Source organism: Streptomyces sp. NPDC001796, assembly GCF_042892355.1.
GTDB lineage: Bacteria > Actinomycetota > Actinomycetes > Streptomycetales > Streptomycetaceae > Streptomyces.
Genome location: NZ_JBIAUC010000023.1, coordinates 1 through 19,399, shown reverse-complemented (window position 1 = coordinate 19,399; position 19,399 = coordinate 1). Strand labels below are relative to the sequence as shown.

Sequence of the window (19,399 nt, the reverse complement as noted above, 5' to 3'; positions counted from 1 at the left end):
TCCGGTCATAGCGTACCGAATATGACGAAACGCCATCTCGCCTTCCTCGCGTGTGCCGCAGCGCTCGTCGCGTCGGGGTGCGGCGCCACCGCCGACCCCCTCCCCGCAGCACCCGGCACCCGCACGGTACGTCCGGGTGACTCGATCCAGAAGGCGGTGGACGCCGCCAAACCGGGAGACACGATCCTCCTCGCCGCCGGCACCTACCGGGAGAGCGTTCGGGTGACCACCTCCGGTCTGACCCTGCGCGGCATGGGCCGGCACACCGTCATCGCACCGGCCGACGGAGCCGCCTCGAACGCCTGCGCGAAGGCCGGCAACGGGATCTGCGTGGAGGGGAAGAAGGGGCACCCCGTCACGGACACCACCATCACCTCCCTAGCCCTGACCGGCTTCGCCAGGAGCGGCCTGTGGTCGACGTGGACCGACCGGCTCACCGTCCGGCACGTGACCGCCGAGAAGAACAAGGTGTGGGGCATCGCGCAGGAACGCTCCACCCGGGGCGTGTTCCTGGACAACACCGCCCGCGACAACGGCGACGCGGGCCTGTTCCTCGCCAACACGGTCGCCTCCGAGGGCGGGGCCATGGACACCAAGGGCGCGGTGATCGCGCGCAACCGTCTCCAGGGCAACCGGATCGGTCTGACGGTCCGCCGCCTGAGGGACCTCACCGTCATGAGCAACGACCTCACCGCCAACTGCGCGGGGGTCTTCGTCGTCGGGGACGAGAACAGGCCGCGGGCCGGTGCTTTGACCGTGAGCGACAACGTCATCCGTCAGAACAACAAGTCCTGCCCCAAGACGGCCCGGCTGCCCGCCCTGCAGGGCTCCGGGATCGTCCTGACCGGGGCCGAGAGCACCCTGGTGACCCGGAACACGATCACGGACCACATGGGCAGGTCCCCGCTCTCCGGCGGCATCGTGCTCTTCAGGAGCATGGTGGGCGCGTCGAACGAACGCAACCAGATCACCGGTAACACGGTGCGGCGCAATGCCCCGGCAGACCTCGTCAACGGCGAAGCCGGCAAGGGCAACACCTTCCAGGGCAACACCTGCGGCGCCTCCAAGCCCGCTGGACTGTGCTGACGCCACGGCACCCCAGAGAGGAAAGGCAGCACATGACGACCGTAAGCCCTGCCCCACCGCCCTCCATGCGCCTGCGGGAACTCGCGTTCGGGGCGGCGTGCGCCGCCGCCCTCCGCGCCGCCGCCCGGCTGGGCGTCGCCGACGCGCTCGGGGACGGCCCCATGGCCGTGGAGGACCTCGCGGCCGCGGTGAAGACCGAACCCGGCCCGCTGCGGCGGCTGCTGCGGGCCCTGACCTGCTACGGCGTCTTCGACGAGCAGGAGGACGGGACGTTCGCGCACACCGACATGTCCCGGCTGCTGCGCGAGGACGACCCGAACAGCCTGCGCTACATCACCCTGTGGTGCACCGAACCGTGGACATGGGACGCGTGGCCGAAGCTGGACGAGGCGGTGCGCACCGGCCGGAACGTCGTCGAGGACCTGTACGGCAAGGAGTTCTTCACCTACCTCAACGAGGACGCCCCCGAGTCGGCCGACGTCTTCAACCGGGCCATGACGACTTCCAGCCGGCAGTCCGCGCGGGACGTCGCCGAGCTCCTCGACCTGTCGGGGAGCTCCTCGGTCGCCGACATCGGCGGCGGCCAGGGGCATGTGGTGGCGAGCCTCCTGGAGAAGTACCCGTCGATGCACGGAACGCTGCTGGACCTGCCCCCCGTGGTGCGGAACGCCGACCCGCGGCTGCGGGAGGGCGGCGCCCTCGCCGACCGCGTGCGCATCATGCCCGGCGACTGCCGGGAGGCCATCCCGGTCAAGGCCGACGTCTACATCATCAAGAACATCCTCGAGTGGGACGACGACTCGACCGCCCGGTGCCTGCACAACGTCGTCACGGCGGGCGGCCCCGGGGCGCGGGTCGTGGTCATCGAGAACCTCGTGGACGACACGCCCTCGATGCGGTTCTCCACCGCCATGGACCTGCTGCTGCTCCTCAACGTGGGCGGGGCCAAGCACACCACGAAGAGCATGGTGGACCGGATCACCGCCGCGGGCCTGATCATCGACGACATCCGCCCGGTCAACCCCTACCTGCACGCGTTCGACTGCAGCGTTCCCCGGTGAACGGCGTCCCTCGGTGAACGACGTCTCGCGGTGAACGGCGTCTCCCGATGAACGGCGTCCTCCACTGAACGACGACCGCCACCGGCCCGCGGGGGCCGCCCCCACAGGCCACCGGTCGCCGGGTCCGCGGTGCACGCGGGCCCGGCGACCGGTGGCCGTTCGGGTGGTTCGGACGGTGGCGTCGGCGGTGGTTCAGCGAGCGGAGTCCAGCTCCCAGCGGTAGAAACACTGCGCCATCGCGTCCTTCGGGGACCGCCAGGTGGCCGGGTCGTAGGCGCTGACGTACGCCGTCAGCCGCTCGCTGACGTCCCGGAAGGCCGGGTGCTGGGCCACCTTGGCGATGGCCGGGCCGGGCTCCTGCTCGGCCTCGATCAGGTGCATGTAGACGTCGCCGAACTGCCACAGCGTGCGCCGGGTGACCCCGACGAGATGCGGCAGTTCTCCCCGGTCGGATTCCTCGAACACCTTGGCGATGTCCGGGGCCGATCCGGGGGCCATACGGGCGACGATCAGGGCCTGGTTCATGAGCGTGTCCTCCGTCCGGTTCAGTCGGCCAGCGCGGGCGCGGGCCGTGACTCGGCGGCGGCCTTCTCGATGCGGTCCCGGATCAGGGCCATCTGCACCTTGGAGTTCCGGTTGATGTTGTCCGTCATCCACGCGTCGTCGACCGGGGCGTCGGGCTTCATCGCGAAGTCCTGCGTCCACACCATCCGGGTGCCCTCGGGGACCTCCTCGTACTGCCACCGGATGTTCATGTACGCGAAGGGCCCCGGCTCGACACGGCGGGCCTTGACGGTGAGCGTGGGACGGTCCGTCTCCCGCTCCGAGACCCAGCTCCACACCGTGCCGTTCTGGTCGGGGTGCATCGTCAGCCGGAAGGTCGTCCTGTTCCCCTCGCGGGAGAGCACGTCCACGGACGCGTACTCGCTGAACAGGTTCGGCCAGTTCTCCAGGTCGTTGGTCATGTCCCAGACCAGATCCACCGGCGCGGCGATGGTGATGGCGTTCTCGGTGTGTCCGGCCATGTCAGGCTCCTGCCATAAGGGTGCTGTTGACGAGGTCGAGGAACTGCCGGGGCGTCCTGCAGCGCTCCGCGTCGGGCGGCATGGGGGTGCCGTGCCGGTTCTCCAGTTCGCCGACGATGCCGAGCAGGCCGAGCGAGTCGATGCCGAGGGCGTCGAAGCCGGAGTCGCACCGTTGCTGCAGATCCTGCGGGGCGACGGTGACTCCGGCGGCCTTCTTCATCAGCTCGGACAGTTCTTCCAGGGTGATGCGGTCGTTCATACGGTGGGTCTCCTTTGCTCCAGGGCGGCCTCGCTGCGAGGCGCCGCTGTTCCGGTCGTTCGCTCCCGGCTCACTCGGCCGCTCCGTGCCGCAGCACGAGCGCCGTGTTCGACCCCATGAGGCCCCGGCTGAGGACCAGCGCCGTGCGCGGCTCGGCGGCGCGGGCCCGGCCGGTCACCAGGTCGAGGTCGTGACAGACGTCGAGGACGTTCGGGGTGGGCGGGATCAGGCCGTGCTCCATCGAGAGCACCGCCGAGGCGACGTCCAGCACGGGCGCCGCGCAGTAGCCGCGGCCTATGCCCGTCTTGGGCGCCGTCACGGGTACGCGCCTGCCGTGCGCGCCCAGCGCGTCGGCGATCGCCAGCGCCTCGGCACGGTCCGCCTCCGGTACGCCGAGGGCGTCGGCGAACACCACGTCGATCTCCTCCGGGGCGCACTCGGCCTCCTCCAGAGCGCCGCGGATCGCCTGCACGAGCCCTTCCCGGGACCGCTCCCACTGGGAGGCGCCGGTGAACGTCGCCGCGTGCCCCGCCAGCACGGCCCGCACCCGTACGCCCCGCTCGCGGGCCGAGGTCTCGTCCTCCACGACGAGCATGGCGCCGCCCTCCGCGGGCACGAACCCGCAGGCCCCCGAGGTGAAGGGGCGGTAGGCACGCTCCGGGTCGGTGACGGTGCTCAGTTCCTCGTAGCCGAGCTGGCAGACCACCGAGTACGGCGCGAGCGGCGCCTCGGTCGAGCCGGCCACGATCACATCGGTGCCCCGGTGCACGGCCCGCGCGGCGTGCGCGAGGGCGTCGAGCCCGCCGGCCTCGTCGGCGGCGACGACCGAGCAGGGGCCCTTGAACCCGCGGCGGATGGAGATCTGACCGGTGCTGGCCGCGTAGAACCAGGCGATGGACTGGTAGGGACCCACGAAGCGGCTGCCCTTTCCCCACAGCTGCTGCAGCTCCCGCTGCCCGAACTCACCGCCGCCGGATCCGGCCGCGGTGACCACGCCGAGGGAGAACGGCGAACCGTGCTCGTCGGCGCGGCCGATCCGGGCGTCGGCCAGAGCCAGGTCGGCCGCGGCCATCGCGAAGTGCGTGAACCGGTCGGTCTGCACGAGGAAGCGCTCCTCGACCACCGCCGCCGGGTCGAAGGCGCGAACCTCGCCGGCCACCTTCAGCGGCAGGTGCTCGCACCCCTCGCGGGTGACCCGGTCCAGGACGCTGATGCCCTCCCGGGTGGACTTCCAGAAGGTGTCGGTACTCGTTCCGTTGGGCGCGACGACGCCGATTCCGGTGACGCCGGCGCGCCTCACATGGGGTGCGCTCATCGTGTCCTCTCCCTCTGCCGGGTCAGGATCACCGCGGACTGGAAGCCGCCGAACCCGCTGCCCACGGAGAGCACGCTGTTCAGCTTCCGCTCCCGGGCCACGCGCGGGACGTAGTCCAGGTCGCACTCCGGGTCGGGGGTCTCGTAGTTCGCGGTCGGCGGTACGGCCTGACGGTCCAGGGCCAGTACGCAGGCCACGACCTCGATCGCGCCGATCGCCCCGAGGGAGTGCCCCACCATGGACTTGATGGAGCTCATGGGCGTGTCGTAGGCGTGGTGGCCCAGGGCCCGCTTCACGGCGGCGGTCTCATGGCGGTCGTTCTGCCGGGTGCCGGAGCCGTGCGCGTTGACGTAGTCGATGGCCGAGCCGTCGAGGCGGGCGTGGTCGAGCGCCGTCTCGATGGCGCGGGCCATCTCCAGGCCCTCGCTGGTCAGTCCGGTCATGTGGTAGGCGTTGCCGAAGGTGGCGTAGCCGCTGAGCTCGCAGTACACCCGCGCGCCGCGGGCCCGGGCGTGTTCCAGCTCCTCCAGGACGAGCACCGCGCCGCCCTCGCCCATGACGAACCCGTCACGGTTGTTGTCGAAGGGCCGTGAGGCGTGCGCGGGGTCGTCGTTGTTCGGGGACGTGGCCTTGATCGCGTCGAAGCAGGCCATGGTGATCGGGGAGATCGGCGAGTCGGAGGCGCCCGCGATGCAGACGTCGGCCCGGCCCTCCTCCACGGTGTGGAAGGCGTACCCCACCGCGTCGAGCCCCGAGGTGCAGCCCGTGGAGACGGTCTGCACCGGACCAGAGGCGCCGAAACGTTCCGCCACCATCGAGGCCAGCGTGCTCGGCGAGAACGCCCGGTGCAGGTGCGGACCCGCCTCCCGGTGATCCACGTCCCAGCGCTGCCCGCGATGGCTGACCAGGACGTAGTCGTGCTCCAGCCGGGTGGTTCCGCCCACCGCGGTCCCCAGGGACACCCCGACCCGCCAGGGGTTCTCCCGGGCCAGGTCGAGGCCGGCGTCCCGTACCGCCTCCTCACCGGCGACCAGGGCGAACTGGATGTACCGGTCGGCACGCTCGATCTGCTCCGGCCCCAGCCCGCACGCCACCGGGTCGAAGTCGCACTCGGCGGCGATCCGCGAGCGCAGGCCGGTCGGGTCGAAGAAGGTGATGCCCCGCGTCGCGGTACGGCCGTTGGCGAGCAGATCCCAGAACGCCGGGACGCCGATGCCGCCCGGTGCCACGACGCCTATGCCGGTGACCGCCACGCGCCGGGTCATGAACGGACCTGACCTCGGTCGGCCGGCCGGGCACCGCCCGCCCCGGCTCCTTCCGCGGCGACCGCGACGGCTTCCGTCTCCTCGGTGTCGACGTGGCCGAGCTGCGGGGTCGGGGCGAGGGGGCCCAGATGGAAGACGAGACGCGCCTCCTCGTCACCCACGTTGCGGAAGCGGTGCCGCATGTAGGCGGGGATCATCAGACCCTGCTCGGGCCGCAACGCCTGCGGATCGCCGTCCAGGTCCACCTCGAGCCGGCCGCTGAGGACGTAGACGAACTCCTCGGAGTAGGGGTGGTAGTGCTCGCCGATCCGATCCCCCGGCTGCACGATGGCAACACCCATGAAACCGCTGGTGGAGCCGACCGTGGCCGGGGTGAGCATGGCGCGCAGATCGCCGCCGCGTCTGGTGTTGGGCTCGATCTCGCCGAGCTCCACGATTCTGGGACGGGGTTTGGTCACGTCGTTCCTCCGATGGTGTGCTGCGTCGACAGGGGGCGGGGCCACCACGGCCCTGTGGTGCCGGTCAGGCCTCGGCCGAGCGGCGGTCGGTGATGAGGTCCATACGGGCGAGCGTCAGGAAGCGCGCCAGGTCGCCGCCCTTGAGCGCAGAACCGTCCGCGCCGACGGCGGCGCCGTCGAGGAGGGTGGTCAGCTCGGCCGCCTGCCCGGGGTCGGCCAGGCCGAGGGTCAGCACCGGGTCGGCGTCGGCACCACCGCGGACATCGATCAGCCGTACGACGATCTCGTCGCGCTGGAAGATCGTGCTGCCGCAGACCGGGCTGCGCGGGTCGTCCGCCCGCGCCTCGTCCTGCTCCGCGAGCAGCCGGGCCAGCCTCATCCCGCAACCCGGGCGGGCGGGGTAGTACAGCGCCAGCCGCTTCGCCTCCGGGCACTCCTGATCCGACGTCACATGGTGGACCGCGGGCAGCGCCGCACGGGTGAAGAAGACCCGGGCGGACTCCGGGTCGTCGAGGTCCCGGTCCTGCTCCAGATAGGGGTTGATGGCCTCCTCCACCGCCCGCACCTCCGGCTGCCGGGAGACGTGCCGCAGCGCCGCGAGCAGGTCGCCGCGCACCTCGATGGCCCGCACCACCCGGTTGCCGTGCATGAACAGCGAGGTCCGGCACAGCCGGGTGGTGTCGTCGACCCGGGCCTGAGGCGAGGCGTAGTCCGAGAGGATCTTCGCCACGGTCTGCTCGCTGCCCGGCTTGACCGTGAAGGTGAGCGCGTGGCGGATCACTCCGTCACCGATCCGCGGGGACGCCTGCAGCCGCCGGTTCGCGGACCTGGCGGACGGCTCGCCACCGGTCTCCCGGACGATGTGGAAACGCAGCGACCGGGTGTCCCTGACACAGCTGTGCAGCGGCTGCACCATCCGCACGTGCTCCTCGCTGTTCACCCAGGCGAGGAACGGCGGGGCGCTCTCCCACTCGCTCGTGATGAGCCACTGCGAGGGATTCTCGATCGACTGGCAGAGCTGGTCGCTGACGTGCCCGGGAACGGACGCGACCTCGTTGCACAGCTGCTCGTACGCCTCCAGGAACTGCTGCTGGGCTCCGTCGTAGACGTCCACCAACAGGACGACCCGGAGCGGGGAGCCGTCGAACACCGACTGCGAGACCCGTTTCGACACCTGTCGCGTCACCGGTTCTGAAACACGTTCAGACATTGTGGTCATGCTGCGCTCTTCTCCTTCGGCGGGGCAGAAGCCGACATCGGCCGCGGGTGACACGACGTCAGCGTTCCTCGATCGTGTTCCGGCCGCCGGTGGTGCGCGACTCGTATGAACCACGTGGGTGATCACGCGGGTGATCACGCGGGTGATTGGCCGCGCCGACGCACGCGAAGCCGCCCGGAGAGGGCATGGAATCCACAACGCGCCCCAAACCCGCACCCCTGCCCCTGGAGGCACCGATGCAGCAAGAAGCCGACCACCGGGTTCCGGTCCTCATCGTCGGCGGCTCCCTGGTGGGCCTGTCCATGTCCCTGTTCCTGGGCCGTCACGGCGTGCGGCACACCCTCGTCGAGCGGCACGCGGGAACCTCGATCCACCCGCGCGGACGTGGCAACAACGTGCGGACGATGGAACTCTTCCGGGTGGCCGGCATCGAACCGGACATCAAGAACGCGGCCTCGCTCCTCGCGGGCAACCACGGCATCCTGCAGACCCCGACGCTCGTCGGCGACGCCGGCGAATGGCTGTTCCGGCACATCGACCCGGGTGGCGGACTCGCCCGGTTCAGCCCCACCGCCTGGTGCCTGTGCAGCCAGAACGACCTGGAACCCGTCCTGCTCGACAGCGCCCGGGAACTCGGCGGCGACCTGAGGTACTCCCACGAGATGGAGTCCTTCGAACAGGACCCCGAAGGGGTGACGGCCGTCGTCCGCGACCGGGCCACCGACGAGCGGTACACCGTCCGCGCCGACTACCTCGTCGCGGCGGACGGCCCACGCAGCCCCGTGCGGCGCCGGCTCGGCATCGGCCAGAGCGGACCCGGCGACCTCTTCGCCAACGTCAGCGTCACCTTCCGCTCCAAGCTGCTCGCCGACGTGGTCGGCGACCGCCGCTTCATCTGCTGCTACCTCACCGACCCCGAGGCCGACGGCGCCCTGCTGCCCGTCGACAACAAGGAACAGTGGGTCTTCCACGCGCCCTGGCACCCCGAACGCGGCGAAACCCTCGAGGAGTTCACCGAGGACCGGCTCCAGCGGCACATCCGCCGCGCCGTCGGCGTGCCCGACCTCGACGTGGAGGTCACCGGCAAGGCGTCCTGGCGCGCCGCAGAACGCGTCGCCGACCGGTACGCGGCCGGCCGCGTCTTCCTCGCCGGGGACTCCGCCCACGAGATGTCCCCGACCGGGGCGTTCGGCTCCAACACCGGCATCCAGGACGCCCACAACCTCGCCTGGAAACTCGCCGCCGTCCTCGGCGGCTGGGCCGGGCCCGGCCTGCTGGACACCTACGACACCGAGCGCCGGCCGGTGGCCCTCGCCACCAGCGCCCGCGCCTCGGCGCGCTCCGTGGAGCACAGCCACCCGGGCTTCTCCCCCGCGCCCGGAATGCGCGGCGACGGCCCGAGAAGCGGCATCCTCAACGTCGTCCTCGGCTACCGCTACCCCGAGGGCGCCGTCGCCGGGGCCGACCCGGCGCAACCGGTCGTGCCCGACGCGGTGCGGCTGACCGGGGAGCCGGGCAGCCGGGCCCCGCACCTGTGGCTGCGCCGCTCCAGCGCCCGGCTGTCCACGCTCGACCTGTACGAACGCGCCATGGTGCTGCTCAGCGACGCCCGCTCCACGGCGGGGTGGCACGACGCGGCCCGCCGCATCGCGGTGACGGACGGCGTACGCCTCGAGACGTACCGCATCGGCACGGGACCGGATGCCGACCTGACGTATGACGAGGGGGAGGGAACCGGGCCCGGAGACTGGGCACAGGCATACGGCACGACGACGGACGGAGCGGCCCTGGTACGACCGGACGGGTTCGTGGCCTGGCGGACACCGGGGGCCGTGCCGGATCCGGTGGCGACGCTGCGGGAAGTACTGGCGGGGGTGCTCCGAAGGGGCTGAGACGCCAGGAGGGGCGAGGAGTGGGGCACCTGCCCTGCACGGCGCCGGAGTACGACGAAGGCCGCCCGCACGGTGCGGGTGGCCTTCGCAGGTGTGGAGCCCCCTGTCGGATTCGAACCGACGACCTTCGCTTTACAAGTTCGATCGGGCCTTAGGTGAGGTGGCTGTACACCTGACTGTGCCTGTCGTGCGTGGCCGTCGGAGGCTGTTGGCGGCTGCCCTCGTTGATGTCAGCCATGGATGTCACCGCGGAGGTCTGCCCGGCTTCACCTTGTCTGCCACTCGGCTGGTCAAGGTGAAGGCTCTGGACGGACGATCACCGCTGCTAACGTCCCCTCGTGCCCTCGGAGATACAGCGCCTGGTCGATGAACTCGTCACACAGATGGAGTCCGGCTCCGCTCCCGCCTACCGAACCGCGATGAAGCGGCTTGCGGATACTGCTCGGGCGGGAGGCCCCGAGAGCCTGACGGCCGCAGTAGAAGCTCTCGCGCCATTGCTGCCGGGTCTGAGTGGGGACTTCGCCATGACGGCGGTTCTGGCGGGCGCCTGCGTCGAGTGGGGTGCGTCCCCCATGGCTCTCGTCGACGTGCTGCCGCGGCGCGCCTCGGAAGCCATGATGCTCAACGAGGCGGTGCCGGAACTCTGGGACAAAGCAGCACGCGGCCGATCGCTGCCCGAACCGGTGAGCGCCAGCACCCACCAACTGGTGCGGACGCTGACAGGACTGGCCCGGTGGCGCCGGGGCGTCGACAAGAACACCATGACCCGGATCGCCATGTCCTGGTTCGACATGGAGCACTGGCTCAAAGCGCTGATCACCGTGATGGCGGACGCAGGTTTCCGCGCGGCCGTCGCCGGCGACGTCAAAGCCGCGTTGCGTGAACACGCCGCAGCGGTCGCCCACCGGTCCCAGCGAGCTGCTTGGGTCGGCGCGCTGGCCGCCGTCCTTGACGACGAGCCGCTGGTCGTCATCGACCCTCGCACACACCGGGGATACGCCCTCACGATGAGTGGCGTCGGGGACAACGGTCAGTTGCACATCCTCTTGGCGGATCGCCTCGTTGGGGATCCCGGACAAGGCCTGGTCGCTGGGGATCGTCCCGCGCGGTCCTGGGTCGAGGCGGCCACCAACGGCGACCCCCACCTCGGCCCCGACGACCCGGCGATCCGCTGCTTCCGCCTCTTCGACGGCCAAGGGGCCTACATCAGCCCGGAGGGTGTGCCTGCGGACATAGGACCCCTCGACGGCACCCGCGTTCTCGTGCTGCACCCGCCGAACGGCAACTACGCCCTGGGCGTGGGTCGAGTGTTCGAGCACATGATGCCAGCCCTCCGCCTCGACCGGATTCTCGAACCGGTCGAGACACAGCGCTGGCTCGTCCGGCTGGCTCCCGCCGTTGAGAACGACCTGATGGCCGACGTTGGTCACCATTGAGCGCCCTTCCACGGCCCGAGGACGGCCCGGAAGGGCGCTCACATGCCGGTCTACCGATCAAGGGTCTCGCTGACCAGCGAGGCTGAGGAAGCCCACGGCTCTGACCAGCTCAGGTGCCGTGGGCTTCTGTCGTTGTCGGTCGGCGTCGGATGGCCTCGCACGGCCCAGAGACGGCCCGGACTTTACGCCGGGTCGTCGCCGGTTCGCCAGTTGACTGCCGGAGCCCTACAGGTCAATACGGGACTCGATGTCCCCCCGCCTGAGAACGGCGTGTGCCGGCCGGAATGGCAGACTGCGGAGAGTCGGCTCCATGACCCTGAAGAGAGCGTCTGCATCAGGCCCGTAGGCGTAAAGCACGGCTTTGCCTCCTCCGAACTCGTTGCCGTCGACCTCGCCGACACCGGCCTCCTCGGCCGCCGCCGCCATCACCTGCTCAGCCTCGTAGACCTGCCTTCGCTGGTCGACGTCGCCGAAACCCTCGGCGGCGAGCCGGAAGTGGGCGATTACGGCGTGCTCCTCGTCCCCGTTGTCCGGGGCAATGGGCGTCTGGGTCATGTCCCGCGGGGTGGTGTAGTCACGGCAGCTGTTTCGGTTCCGGTTGTGGGGTGATCTCGGGTTCGGGTTCGGTCGGCTTGGTGGTGAAGAGCTCGGCCATGGAGGCTTCGGAGAAGTAGCGGCGGTCGAAGACCTGCCACTCGTCGTGGAGTTCGGCCAGCACCGCGGCGGCGAGCCGGTCCAGGGCCGCGGGGTTGGGAAAGACCTGGACGACGTCGGCCCGCCGTTTGATCTCCCGGTTCAGCCGCTCCAGCGGGTTGGTCGACCAGATCTTCTTCCAGTGCGCCGGCGGGAAGTCGGCGAACGCGGTAATGTCCGTTGCGGCGTCCAGCAGCATCGTCTTGACCTGCGGGAACTGCCGTCCGAGCATGTCTGCGACCACGTGCAGCTGGGTGCGCACCTGCTCACCGGTGGTCTGCGCGAAGATCGTGCGGATGGTCGCGGCGACCATCTCCCCGGAGCCCCTCTCGATCACCGAGAACACGTCCCGGACGAAGTGAACCCGGCACCTTTGCCAGGCCGCGCCGAGGAAAACGGTGCGGATCGCGGCCACCAGACCGCTGTGGCTGTCGGAGATGACCAGCTGGACGTTCTCCAAGCCGCGGGCCCGCAGCGAGCGCAGGAACTTCGTCCAGAACGGCTTCGACTCACTGTCGCCGACCATCAGCCCGAGGATCTCGCGGTGCCCGGTGGCGGAGATCCCGGTGGCGATGACCACGGCCTGGGAGACGATCCGGTGGTTGACCCGTGCCTTGCAGTAGGTGGCGTCCAGGAAGACGTAGGGGAAGACGGTGTGCTCCAGCGGCCGCTCCTTGAACGCGGTCAGTTCTTCGTCCAGCTCACCGCAGATGCGGGAGACCTCGGACTTGGAGATCCCGCTGTCCGCACCGAGTGCCTTGACCAGGTCGTCGACCGAGCGGGTCGAGACACCATGTACGTATGCCTCCATCACCACGGCGAACAATGCCCGGTCGATCCGCCGCCGACGTTCCAGCAGCGACGGGAAGAATGACCCGCTCCGCACCTTCGGGATCTTCAAGTCCAGGTCGCCGGCCTGCGTGGTCAGCACCCTGTCCCGGTGTCCATTGCGCCAGGTCGTGCGCGTCTCGGAGTGCTCGCGCGGCGCGGCACCGATCACCTCGGTGGCCTCGGCTTCGATCAGCTCCTGCAGGATGCGCTCGCACACCACCCTGATTGCTTCAACTCCATCGGCCCGACGTAGTGACTCAAGCAGCCGCATCAGCTCAGACTGGGACAAGGCCATCGCGTGCTCCTCCGGTCGAACTGCCCGTTCACCAGAGAGACTTGCGCGATGGCCTGCCCTTGTTCAGGGAGCATGCACCGCCAGCGGATGCACGCCCCGAGCAGACACCCGCGCGTTCCGGGACATTGCCCGGCTACACCACTTCACGGGACGCCATCGGCGTCTGCATGGCGGTCACCCTCTCATCGGGCTCTGACATTGCGCAGTGAGAGCTCCGCCGCCGCTCCAAGCTGCCACGACCTCTTCGTCCCGAACGAACCTTGTTGAGCGCTTGACCTCGTGCTGGTATGTCTCCCACCTGCTGCGACGGTCCGCAGACGTCCGTGGTTGTTCGCCGCTGTGCGTCAGCGTTGTCACGCAGTTAGACACTCATGTCCGCCGCGAGGGCTTGGACCGTATGCCTCAACTGCGGCTCCGTCTGACGTCGGCTCGTTCGGCTGACACGACCAGCACGGTACCCCGGACCCGGGGTGCACGCTCTCCAAGTGTGCTTGTGCCGGTCGGGCGGCCGTGCGGAGTCATTCACCTGCGTGCATGTGCGGCCGTCGCCTTGGAACTCGACTTGCCCTGGTACTCATCCGGACGGGGCGGTACGCATGCGAATGAGACCAGAAGTGAGGCCACGACCGGTGCCGGCCGACTGGGCGGCACGCCAGTGGCTCCGGATCTCTCCGGAGCCACTGATCATCTCACCAACTGAGAACGCATCAGCCCTGGGCGTCGGTGCGCCGCACTCACAGGGGGCCGGGCCCTACATGCCGTGGGCCGGTTATTTCCACAGGCCTTTCCCATAATCGCAGTTCAGAGTGCTTGTATATGGCACCTTTCCTGTGACTGCGCTATTAATCCGGGGATTCGGCAGACAGTGGAACCGTAAGTTCCCAGGTCATGTCTGTATAGTCGGGTCCATCGCACGGCAAGGACCCGAGGGTTTCCGATTTTCTCTGACTTATGGGACAGGGAATCGCTGCCCGGCTTGACCAACATCTCGCGCCTTCTCCCTCTCCCGATCGTGCCCCATCCGTGCCCGATGTGATGGGGAACGACGGGGAACAGCAGTAGGTCACGGAGAACAGGAACGAGAACGGCCCCCGACCAAACACCCAGGTCAGGGGCCGTTCTCACTGTTCAGTGAGCGGAGGCGGTGGGATTTGAACCCACGGTGACATCGCTGCCACGACACTTTTCAAGACCGCCGAGCAAGGGCTACCCGAAAGTCCGCTGACCAGGGGGTTCGCCATCCCCAGGTCGCGCGCATATGGCGTTTTGGCCAGAGGTTGGCCACAGCACCCAGCTCTTGCAGCCCCTCGTCATGGTGGGACTAAGGCCGGGTTGCCCCTGGCGACCCGCCTCCAGAGGCAACCCGAGCTGGCCATGGGCACCGGCGCCCCGTCGCGGCGGCTACTCGTAGCCGAGGACCTTGAAGTTCTTGCTGACGAAGACGTGGTGCGGCCAGTTGACGCTGATGTTGTGGACCTCGTACTCGCCGTCGCTCAGCTGCACCACACGGTCGTTGATGCCTCCAGGGACGATGGCCTGCGCGGCCTTCACCGCCTTGTACGCCGTCGTTCCGCTGACGATAGTCCCTTCTCCCTCGGTGTAGTCCGGGATTTGGCCGACCGACTTCGACGGTGACGGCGTCCCTTGCTGGAAGGGGATCACTCCTGCCGCCTTGGCGGCCGCGGCTCCGCCGTCGCCCCCGCGTTGCACGATGACCTGCGCCGCCGTGATGGTCGCGCTGTCCACCGTCCCCAGGACGAGGACGCTTGCGCCCTTCTTCACGGCTTTGGCCGAAGCTCCGAGGGTTTTCGTGGAGGACGTCTCGTCAACGGTCACCGCCACGCCCGTTGCCGTCGACATGGTGAAGCCCGACGTGGACGTGGTGTCGACGATGCCGGTCGCACCCCCGGTGGCCGGCCCGGACCGAGCCCCGCCGCCGGAGCCTGCGGGCCTCGTGGGCGCTGCGGTCGGTGAGGACGTGGCCGGGGTCGAAAGAGACGACGAGGAAGCCGCCGCGTCGGACGTGCAGCCCACGGTGAGTCCAGCCAGGGCGCACGTCAGCCCGGCGGTCACCATCCATCCGCCCTTCTTCCGCAGCAATCGCCGTGCGCTGGACATAGGTGCGTGGACGGGTGTTCTCGCAGCGGCCGACTCGGGCGACGAGTGGCCTGTCACGTCATAGTCGTTCATAACGGCTCTCCTCATTGCTGGGGCAACTGCTCAGAGCCTGTCGGCCATGCATATGAGGCCGCTGTGGTTGACCTGAAGGAGTCCTGTCAACGTGGAAGGTCAACAGTCACCGAGACTTCGGCGTCATACCCCCACGGCACACGCCGTGTCGGGCCTGCACTTGGAGCAGGCCAGCACCACAGCCTTGGGTGTCCTCATCTACTGGTGGTTCGGAAACAGGCAGCCACCTGGTGCGAGGCGTGGGCCCCGGTGGGCCCACGCGTCTCAGGATGCTGCTGAAAGCTTCAGGAGCAGGGGTGGAGCGCACGGGCCAGATCAGGGAACCCGCGCGCAGCCGTGAAGCGGTCACCACCATGCAGGACACCGCCTCCCCCACCAGCGCGTTCGTCCGCGAACGCTGCACCACCGGACCCACGTGCATCGCGCACTTGCGATAAGCCGCTTACGGCCGCTGTCACAAACGGCCGCTCAGAAACGGCCACCGGAGGTTTTTCCCGGCGCGCGGGCGGGAGGGTACCGGCGGTGCGTCGTCAGCGGACGGTGACGGTCACGGCCTCGGACGCGGTCTTGCCGTCCACGGCGCGCAGGACCTCCGTGCCCTTGTGCTTGAACTCGTCGGCGAGCTTGTATGCGCTCCTCTTGACGGTGGTGGTCGCCGGCAGCGACACCCACTTGGCGCCATCCTTCACCTGGAGCGTGACCGTGCTGCCCTCCTTCAGACCGGCGGTCCGGCCGGTGAAGGTGATGCTCTGGCCCGGCTTGGCGTGGGTGGTGCTCGCGGAGAGAGTGATGGACGCCTTCGGGTTCGGCGCCTTGGCCGGGGCGGCGACGGCGGCCGTCGCGCCGCCCACGACGAGGGCGGCGGAGACGAGGGAAACAGCGACTGTACGAGCCTTCACAATGAACTCCTTGGTCAAGGATGATTTTTCGACAAGGGCCCTTTGAAGCTGTTCCCGTCAGAGGATGAGCTCTGCTTTCTCTGTGCGAAGCCGTTCAGTGACGACGGCCAAGCGGTGCGGTGGACGGGCGTTGGGGTGTCCATCTACCTCCACGGCCAGTACTGTGCGGGGTCATTCGTGCTCAGGCTCGCCCGAGACGCTTGGCAGGTCGAGCATGAGCGAGGCGAATCCTGAGACCTGAGGGGTGCCGGAGCCTCACAGGTCGAGTGAAGCCGACGGGGCGCCGTCCATCGACTGAGGAGGGCGCCCCGCATCGGTCACAGGCTTTGAGGTCAGGCCTCATCCTTATCAGGTCGATCACAGGGACGCTTTCACCCTGAGGACTCCCTGAGGTGTACCGGTGCTCTAGCCACTGAGATCCGCCCTGATCCGGCTTCGTTCGTCGCTGTTGGTGTCAAACGTTGGTGTCAGGCATCAGTGGTTCCCTTGACATGCCGGGTCACCAGAAGTTCCGATCCGTAGCTCTAGCCAGAACCGGTCAGCGACGGTCATCCCGGTCGCTCCGAGGACCCTGAGGACGCCAAGGGGCGGGGTCGTCCAGTTGGCGGTGTGGGTGTGCCGTACTCTCCGCTGTCATGAGCATGGATCATGCGGGGCGTGCCGAAGTCGCCGCCCCCGGTGTCGCCCGGTTCGAGTACACCCCGGCGGCTGCGGACTATGACCGGGCGCTGCGGCGTTTCAGTCTCCATACCCGACCCGGACTCACCGGTTCCCTGTTGCTGCCTGGCGCGTTCGCGGCCGCAGCAATTTTCGTGCGCGCCGTGAGGTGGCATCTCGATGAGACCGTTGTCGTCATAGCGGGCGTGTGCGGTGTCATCGTCCTGTTCGTAGTGCGTCAGGCGTTCCGCCGGTTCCGGATGCGGGACCAGTACGAGACTCACGCGGCTCGCGGGATCTGCCGCACCACGGTCGCCGAGGACGGGCTGACCACCACCGGTACGGACGGCAAGAGCGACCGCATCGAGTGGAGCTCCTACCCCTGGTGGTTCGAGACGCCCGAGCTGTTCGTCCTCACCGGAAGTCTGGGCTACTTCCTCGTGCTGCCCAAGCGCGGTGCCGCTTCCTCCGAAGACCTGGACAGGGCACGCGCATTGTTCGCGCAGCACCTTCGGCGCATCTGAAGACCTTGGTACTCGCCAACTCCTTTGGCCGATGGGCGCAGCAACCGCCACGTCATCCACCGTCACCACGACCTACCCCAGCTCCCATCCCGTACGCCGTCGACCCACACACCGTGGAGCGGGCGTGGTTCATGGCGTCCAGGTGGAGCGCGCCACTGTACGAACGACCTGGACGCCATGGGCCGCGTCTGCTCGGCTCTGCCTGGGTCGATGGCGTACGGGATGGGAGCACCCGCGCACGCCACTACGGACCCACGGGCGGAAACGGCGCCCCTCTCCCCCCGGTGCCGGCCGATCCCCCGCCGGAGGCATTGCCTTGACCGCTGGCCGCGCTATGCGGTGATCGCCTCATGGCCTCTGGCCCTATCCATGTGTGGGCGCGCGTCGGTGCAGCGTGCGCGGAGCGGGCCGAAGGCAGGAGCGCAGCGCGCAGCGGAGCCGGGAGCGCGCCCGGCGGAGCGGAGCGGAGCCGGGGCTTGATGAACGTAGGGAAAGTCTTACCGCACCATGATCGGTAATCGTCGGCTCATGGCCTGTCGGCTCACAGCTCGACTCGGCTACCGTTCCATCTTGCCCAGCTCGGCCGCGCGGCCGGCATCTACCTGGAGATCTGCGGGCAGCGCTTCGGCTCCGAACTCGGTAAGGGCATCACCATGCTCCGCGCGCAGCTCACCGGCCGGACCGCCCACCGCGTCAACGACGAGACCTCCGCCAACATGGCCTTCGGTGACATCTCGCCGGACGCCGTCCTGGCCGCGATCCAGATTCCCGCCGAGATGCGCGGGGTGGCCATCGCGGGTGACTCCAGCGGTGGCTGGCACCGCATCCGCGCCCCGCACACCTCGCTGCGGCAGGCCGTGAACATCTGCAACAAGTACGCCGACCGCACGCCCGACCTGCCTGCGCTGGCGGCCTACAAGCCCGCGGCTGCCGCGCTGCCCTCGGCCCCTGTGCCGCTGTCCAAGACAGCCCCCGCCACGGCCTGACTCTCTCCCCGCTCCATGGTCGGCGCGACCGCTTCGCGCCAGGTCCCTACCCCCGCCATGCCTGACGAAGGGAGAGCCCCGCCATGTGCCCCCACCGCGAGGACTTCGCCCGCACGGTCCTGCTGCTCCTCCAACTCGGCCACTACGCCCACACGGTGGACGCCGACCAGGGCTTCATCGAGGCCATCGGCCCGTCGCTGGCCGCCTCGCTGCCCGAGCCGCCGCCCGGCATCTTCCCGCCCGGCTACGACCCCAACGACGGCCCCGCCTACCCCGGCGAGGACTCCTGATGGCTCGCCCCGCTCTCCGCGTCGACGCTGTCCTGGTCCAGGCCGTCATCGCCGGGGCTTTGTCCTTCGCCCACCTGCACGACCTGGCCGCCGCTGCCGGACAGAGCGGGTGGAAGGCCTGGGCCTACCCGATCAGCGTCGACCTGCTCCTAGTCGCCGCCTGGCGACGGCTCCGCTCGGACGGCCCGTCCCGGCTGGCCTGGTGCTGGTTCCTGATCGCCCTGTTCGCCTCCCTCGGCGCCAACGTCGCCACCGCCGGATTCCTCGACCTCGGCAACCCGCCCGCCTTGCTCCGCCTCGGCGTCGCCGGATGGCCTGCGCTGGCCTTCCTCGGCGGCACCCTCCTCGCCCACTCAGCGGCCACCGATCGGGAGCTGGTTCCGCCGGCACCCGCCGCCGAGCCGGAACCGGTCCCTGACGCACCGACCTCGGAAGCGGAAACGGACACGTCCCCAGAGGCAGAGACCGATGAGGCTTCCGCGCTTCCCGCTGCCGCTCCGCCTCCGCCCGCCGCACCGGCCGTACCGGTCCCGGCCGCCCTGGTCGAGCACGCCCGGAAGGTCGCCGCCGACCACGAAGCACGCACCGGAGCCCGGATCGACACCGACACCCTTCGCGCCCGCCTCGGCGTCCCGCCCCAGCTGGCCGACGCCATCGCCACCCAACTCGCCTGAGCCGAAAGGAGAACCACCGCGATGCCTGCCCGCGACCACTTCCACTCCGTCATGAGCATCGGCCCGGTGCAGATCGGCACCTACCGCGACCGCAACGGCCGGACCAAGTACGCCGCCGTGTGCACCGCGGACCGCTGCGGCTGGTCCGCCGACTACTCCAGCCAGTCCGCCGCGCAGCTCGCCGCCCGCACCCACCGCTGCCGCGTCCGTTAGGAGGCCCCGTGCAGGTTCCGCTCTGGCTCGCCCTGATCGTCGTCGGATGGCTCGGCGTCAAGCTCATCCGCCCGCCCTGGTGGCTCATCGCCGTGCTCCTGCTCGGCGGCTTCCTCCTCGCCGACAGCGTC

The 19,399-nt window shown here is 69.5% G+C and carries 20 protein-coding genes and 1 pseudogene; 10 read left to right on the top strand and 11 right to left on the bottom strand.

What is annotated here, in order from left to right:
• The first annotated feature begins 21 nt into the window (after positions 1–21).
• Together ACFYZE_RS31250 and ACFYZE_RS31245 are read left to right on the top strand one after the other, a co-directional pair.
• Positions 22–1,086, top strand: coding sequence for a nitrous oxide reductase family maturation protein NosD (locus tag ACFYZE_RS31250; RefSeq protein ID WP_389001431.1), 1,065 nt, complete (start codon positions 22–24; stop codon positions 1,084–1,086).
• A gap of 32 nt (positions 1,087–1,118) precedes the next feature.
• The gene (locus tag ACFYZE_RS31245) at positions 1,119–2,147 is read left to right on the top strand and encodes a methyltransferase (protein WP_389001428.1); all 1,029 of its coding nucleotides are present in this window, start codon (positions 1,119–1,121) and stop codon (positions 2,145–2,147) included.
• A gap of 192 nt (positions 2,148–2,339) precedes the next feature.
• Here the strand turns inward: ACFYZE_RS31245 and ACFYZE_RS31240 are convergent, their stop codons facing one another.
• The 7 genes from ACFYZE_RS31240 to ACFYZE_RS31210 all read right to left on the bottom strand — a co-directional run bounded on the left by ACFYZE_RS31240 (position 2,340) and on the right by ACFYZE_RS31210 (position 7,688).
• The gene (locus ACFYZE_RS31240; RefSeq protein ID WP_389001425.1) at positions 2,340–2,672 is read right to left on the bottom strand and encodes a TcmI family type II polyketide cyclase; all 333 of its coding nucleotides are present in this window, start codon (positions 2,670–2,672) and stop codon (positions 2,340–2,342) included.
• Positions 2,673–2,692: 20 nt separating this feature from the next.
• Positions 2,693–3,172, bottom strand: coding sequence for an SRPBCC family protein (locus ACFYZE_RS31235; protein WP_389001422.1), 480 nt, complete (start codon positions 3,170–3,172; stop codon positions 2,693–2,695).
• Between the two features lies 1 nt (position 3,173).
• Positions 3,174–3,431 (bottom strand): acyl carrier protein, encoded by a 258-nt coding sequence (locus ACFYZE_RS31230; protein ID WP_389001420.1) that lies wholly within the window; start codon positions 3,429–3,431, stop codon positions 3,174–3,176.
• Between the two features lie 70 nt (positions 3,432–3,501).
• Positions 3,502–4,746 carry a ketosynthase chain-length factor gene (locus tag ACFYZE_RS31225; RefSeq protein ID WP_389001417.1) on the bottom strand — a complete coding sequence of 415 codons (1,245 nt, stop codon included), beginning with the start codon at positions 4,744–4,746 and terminating at the stop codon, positions 3,502–3,504.
• Positions 4,743–6,011 carry a beta-ketoacyl-[acyl-carrier-protein] synthase family protein gene (locus tag ACFYZE_RS31220; protein ID WP_389001414.1) on the bottom strand — a complete coding sequence of 423 codons (1,269 nt, stop codon included), beginning with the start codon at positions 6,009–6,011 and terminating at the stop codon, positions 4,743–4,745. Before ACFYZE_RS31220 ends, ACFYZE_RS31225 begins: the two co-directional genes overlap by 4 nt.
• Positions 6,008–6,469, bottom strand: a complete 462-nt coding sequence (locus ACFYZE_RS31215; protein ID WP_389001412.1) for a cupin domain-containing protein — start codon at positions 6,467–6,469, stop codon at positions 6,008–6,010. Before ACFYZE_RS31215 ends, ACFYZE_RS31220 begins: the two co-directional genes overlap by 4 nt.
• A gap of 64 nt (positions 6,470–6,533) precedes the next feature.
• Positions 6,534–7,688, bottom strand: a complete 1,155-nt coding sequence (locus ACFYZE_RS31210; protein ID WP_389001409.1) for a SchA/CurD-like domain-containing protein — start codon at positions 7,686–7,688, stop codon at positions 6,534–6,536.
• A 236-nt stretch (positions 7,689–7,924) separates the two neighbouring features.
• Here ACFYZE_RS31210 and ACFYZE_RS31205 point away from each other — a divergent pair, with 236 nt between their 5' ends.
• Positions 7,925–9,580, top strand: a complete 1,656-nt coding sequence (locus tag ACFYZE_RS31205; RefSeq protein WP_389001641.1) for an FAD-dependent oxidoreductase — start codon at positions 7,925–7,927, stop codon at positions 9,578–9,580.
• A 572-nt stretch (positions 9,581–10,152) separates the two neighbouring features.
• Positions 10,153–11,016: a hypothetical protein gene (locus tag ACFYZE_RS31200; RefSeq protein WP_389001406.1), complete on the top strand. Its 864-nt coding sequence runs from the start codon at positions 10,153–10,155 to the stop codon at positions 11,014–11,016.
• A gap of 225 nt (positions 11,017–11,241) precedes the next feature.
• Here the strand turns inward: ACFYZE_RS31200 and ACFYZE_RS31195 are convergent, their stop codons facing one another.
• From ACFYZE_RS31195 to ACFYZE_RS31185, 3 genes are all read right to left on the bottom strand, one after another.
• Positions 11,242–11,571 carry a hypothetical protein gene (locus ACFYZE_RS31195; RefSeq protein ID WP_389001403.1) on the bottom strand — a complete coding sequence of 110 codons (330 nt, stop codon included), beginning with the start codon at positions 11,569–11,571 and terminating at the stop codon, positions 11,242–11,244.
• A gap of 19 nt (positions 11,572–11,590) precedes the next feature.
• Positions 11,591–12,835 (bottom strand): IS256 family transposase, encoded by a 1,245-nt coding sequence (locus ACFYZE_RS31190; protein WP_389001400.1) that lies wholly within the window; start codon positions 12,833–12,835, stop codon positions 11,591–11,593.
• Between the two features lie 1,401 nt (positions 12,836–14,236).
• Entirely contained in the window at positions 14,237–14,617 is a 381-nt protein-coding gene (locus ACFYZE_RS31185; RefSeq protein ID WP_389001397.1) for a hypothetical protein, read from the bottom strand.
• Between the two features lie 28 nt (positions 14,618–14,645).
• On the opposite strand from ACFYZE_RS31185, the gene ACFYZE_RS31180 reads away from it, so the two are divergent.
• Positions 14,646–15,017 carry a hypothetical protein gene (locus ACFYZE_RS31180; protein ID WP_389001394.1) on the top strand — a complete coding sequence of 124 codons (372 nt, stop codon included), beginning with the start codon at positions 14,646–14,648 and terminating at the stop codon, positions 15,015–15,017.
• Positions 15,018–15,555: 538 nt separating this feature from the next.
• Here the strand turns inward: ACFYZE_RS31180 and ACFYZE_RS31175 are convergent.
• Positions 15,556–15,924 (bottom strand): hypothetical protein, encoded by a 369-nt coding sequence (locus ACFYZE_RS31175; RefSeq protein WP_389001391.1) that lies wholly within the window; start codon positions 15,922–15,924, stop codon positions 15,556–15,558.
• Positions 15,925–16,559: 635 nt separating this feature from the next.
• Between ACFYZE_RS31175 and ACFYZE_RS31170 the strand changes: the two genes are divergently transcribed.
• The 5 genes and pseudogenes from ACFYZE_RS31170 to ACFYZE_RS31150 all read left to right on the top strand — a co-directional run bounded on the left by ACFYZE_RS31170 (position 16,560) and on the right by ACFYZE_RS31150 (position 19,268).
• On the top strand, positions 16,560–17,105 hold the full coding sequence (locus tag ACFYZE_RS31170) for a YcxB family protein (protein WP_389001388.1): 546 nt from the start codon (positions 16,560–16,562) through the stop codon (positions 17,103–17,105).
• A 569-nt stretch (positions 17,106–17,674) separates the two neighbouring features.
• Positions 17,675–18,091: pseudogene (locus ACFYZE_RS31165) on the top strand (plasmid transfer protein); the annotation flags it as partial.
• A gap of 83 nt (positions 18,092–18,174) precedes the next feature.
• Positions 18,175–18,381, top strand: coding sequence for a hypothetical protein (locus ACFYZE_RS31160; RefSeq protein ID WP_389001385.1), 207 nt, complete (start codon positions 18,175–18,177; stop codon positions 18,379–18,381).
• Positions 18,381–19,055 (top strand): DUF2637 domain-containing protein, encoded by a 675-nt coding sequence (locus tag ACFYZE_RS31155; RefSeq protein WP_389001382.1) that lies wholly within the window; start codon positions 18,381–18,383, stop codon positions 19,053–19,055. The genes ACFYZE_RS31160 and ACFYZE_RS31155 overlap by 1 nt, the downstream gene beginning before the upstream one ends.
• Positions 19,056–19,076: 21 nt before the next feature.
• Complete coding sequence (locus ACFYZE_RS31150; protein WP_389001379.1) at positions 19,077–19,268, top strand: mobile element transfer protein; 192 nt, start codon at positions 19,077–19,079, stop codon at positions 19,266–19,268.
• Positions 19,269–19,399 lie beyond the last annotated feature (131 nt).

Excerpts from the sequence above, each read along its gene's own strand:
- ACFYZE_RS31160 (WP_389001385.1), top strand. The coding sequence starts at position 18,175 with ATGTGCCCCCACCGCGAGGACTTCGCCCGCACGGTCCTGCTGCTCCTC.
- ACFYZE_RS31205 (WP_389001641.1), top strand. The coding sequence starts at position 7,925 with ATGCAGCAAGAAGCCGACCACCGGGTTCCGGTCCTCATCGTCGGCGGC.
- ACFYZE_RS31235 (WP_389001422.1), bottom strand. The coding sequence starts at position 3,172 with ATGGCCGGACACACCGAGAACGCCATCACCATCGCCGCGCCGGTGGAT.
- ACFYZE_RS31170 (WP_389001388.1), top strand. The coding sequence starts at position 16,560 with ATGAGCATGGATCATGCGGGGCGTGCCGAAGTCGCCGCCCCCGGTGTC.
- ACFYZE_RS31225 (WP_389001417.1), bottom strand. The coding sequence starts at position 4,746 with ATGAGCGCACCCCATGTGAGGCGCGCCGGCGTCACCGGAATCGGCGTC.
- ACFYZE_RS31245 (WP_389001428.1), top strand. The coding sequence starts at position 1,119 with ATGACGACCGTAAGCCCTGCCCCACCGCCCTCCATGCGCCTGCGGGAA.
- ACFYZE_RS31190 (WP_389001400.1), bottom strand. The coding sequence starts at position 12,835 with ATGGCCTTGTCCCAGTCTGAGCTGATGCGGCTGCTTGAGTCACTACGT.
- ACFYZE_RS31155 (WP_389001382.1), top strand. The coding sequence starts at position 18,381 with ATGGCTCGCCCCGCTCTCCGCGTCGACGCTGTCCTGGTCCAGGCCGTC.
- ACFYZE_RS31195 (WP_389001403.1), bottom strand. The coding sequence starts at position 11,571 with ATGACCCAGACGCCCATTGCCCCGGACAACGGGGACGAGGAGCACGCC.
- ACFYZE_RS31250 (WP_389001431.1), top strand. The coding sequence starts at position 22 with ATGACGAAACGCCATCTCGCCTTCCTCGCGTGTGCCGCAGCGCTCGTC.
- ACFYZE_RS31150 (WP_389001379.1), top strand. The coding sequence starts at position 19,077 with ATGCCTGCCCGCGACCACTTCCACTCCGTCATGAGCATCGGCCCGGTG.
- ACFYZE_RS31230 (WP_389001420.1), bottom strand. The coding sequence starts at position 3,431 with ATGAACGACCGCATCACCCTGGAAGAACTGTCCGAGCTGATGAAGAAG.
- ACFYZE_RS31210 (WP_389001409.1), bottom strand. The coding sequence starts at position 7,688 with ATGACCACAATGTCTGAACGTGTTTCAGAACCGGTGACGCGACAGGTG.
- ACFYZE_RS31200 (WP_389001406.1), top strand. The coding sequence starts at position 10,153 with ATGGCTCTCGTCGACGTGCTGCCGCGGCGCGCCTCGGAAGCCATGATG.
- ACFYZE_RS31240 (WP_389001425.1), bottom strand. The coding sequence starts at position 2,672 with ATGAACCAGGCCCTGATCGTCGCCCGTATGGCCCCCGGATCGGCCCCG.
- ACFYZE_RS31220 (WP_389001414.1), bottom strand. The coding sequence starts at position 6,011 with ATGACCCGGCGCGTGGCGGTCACCGGCATAGGCGTCGTGGCACCGGGC.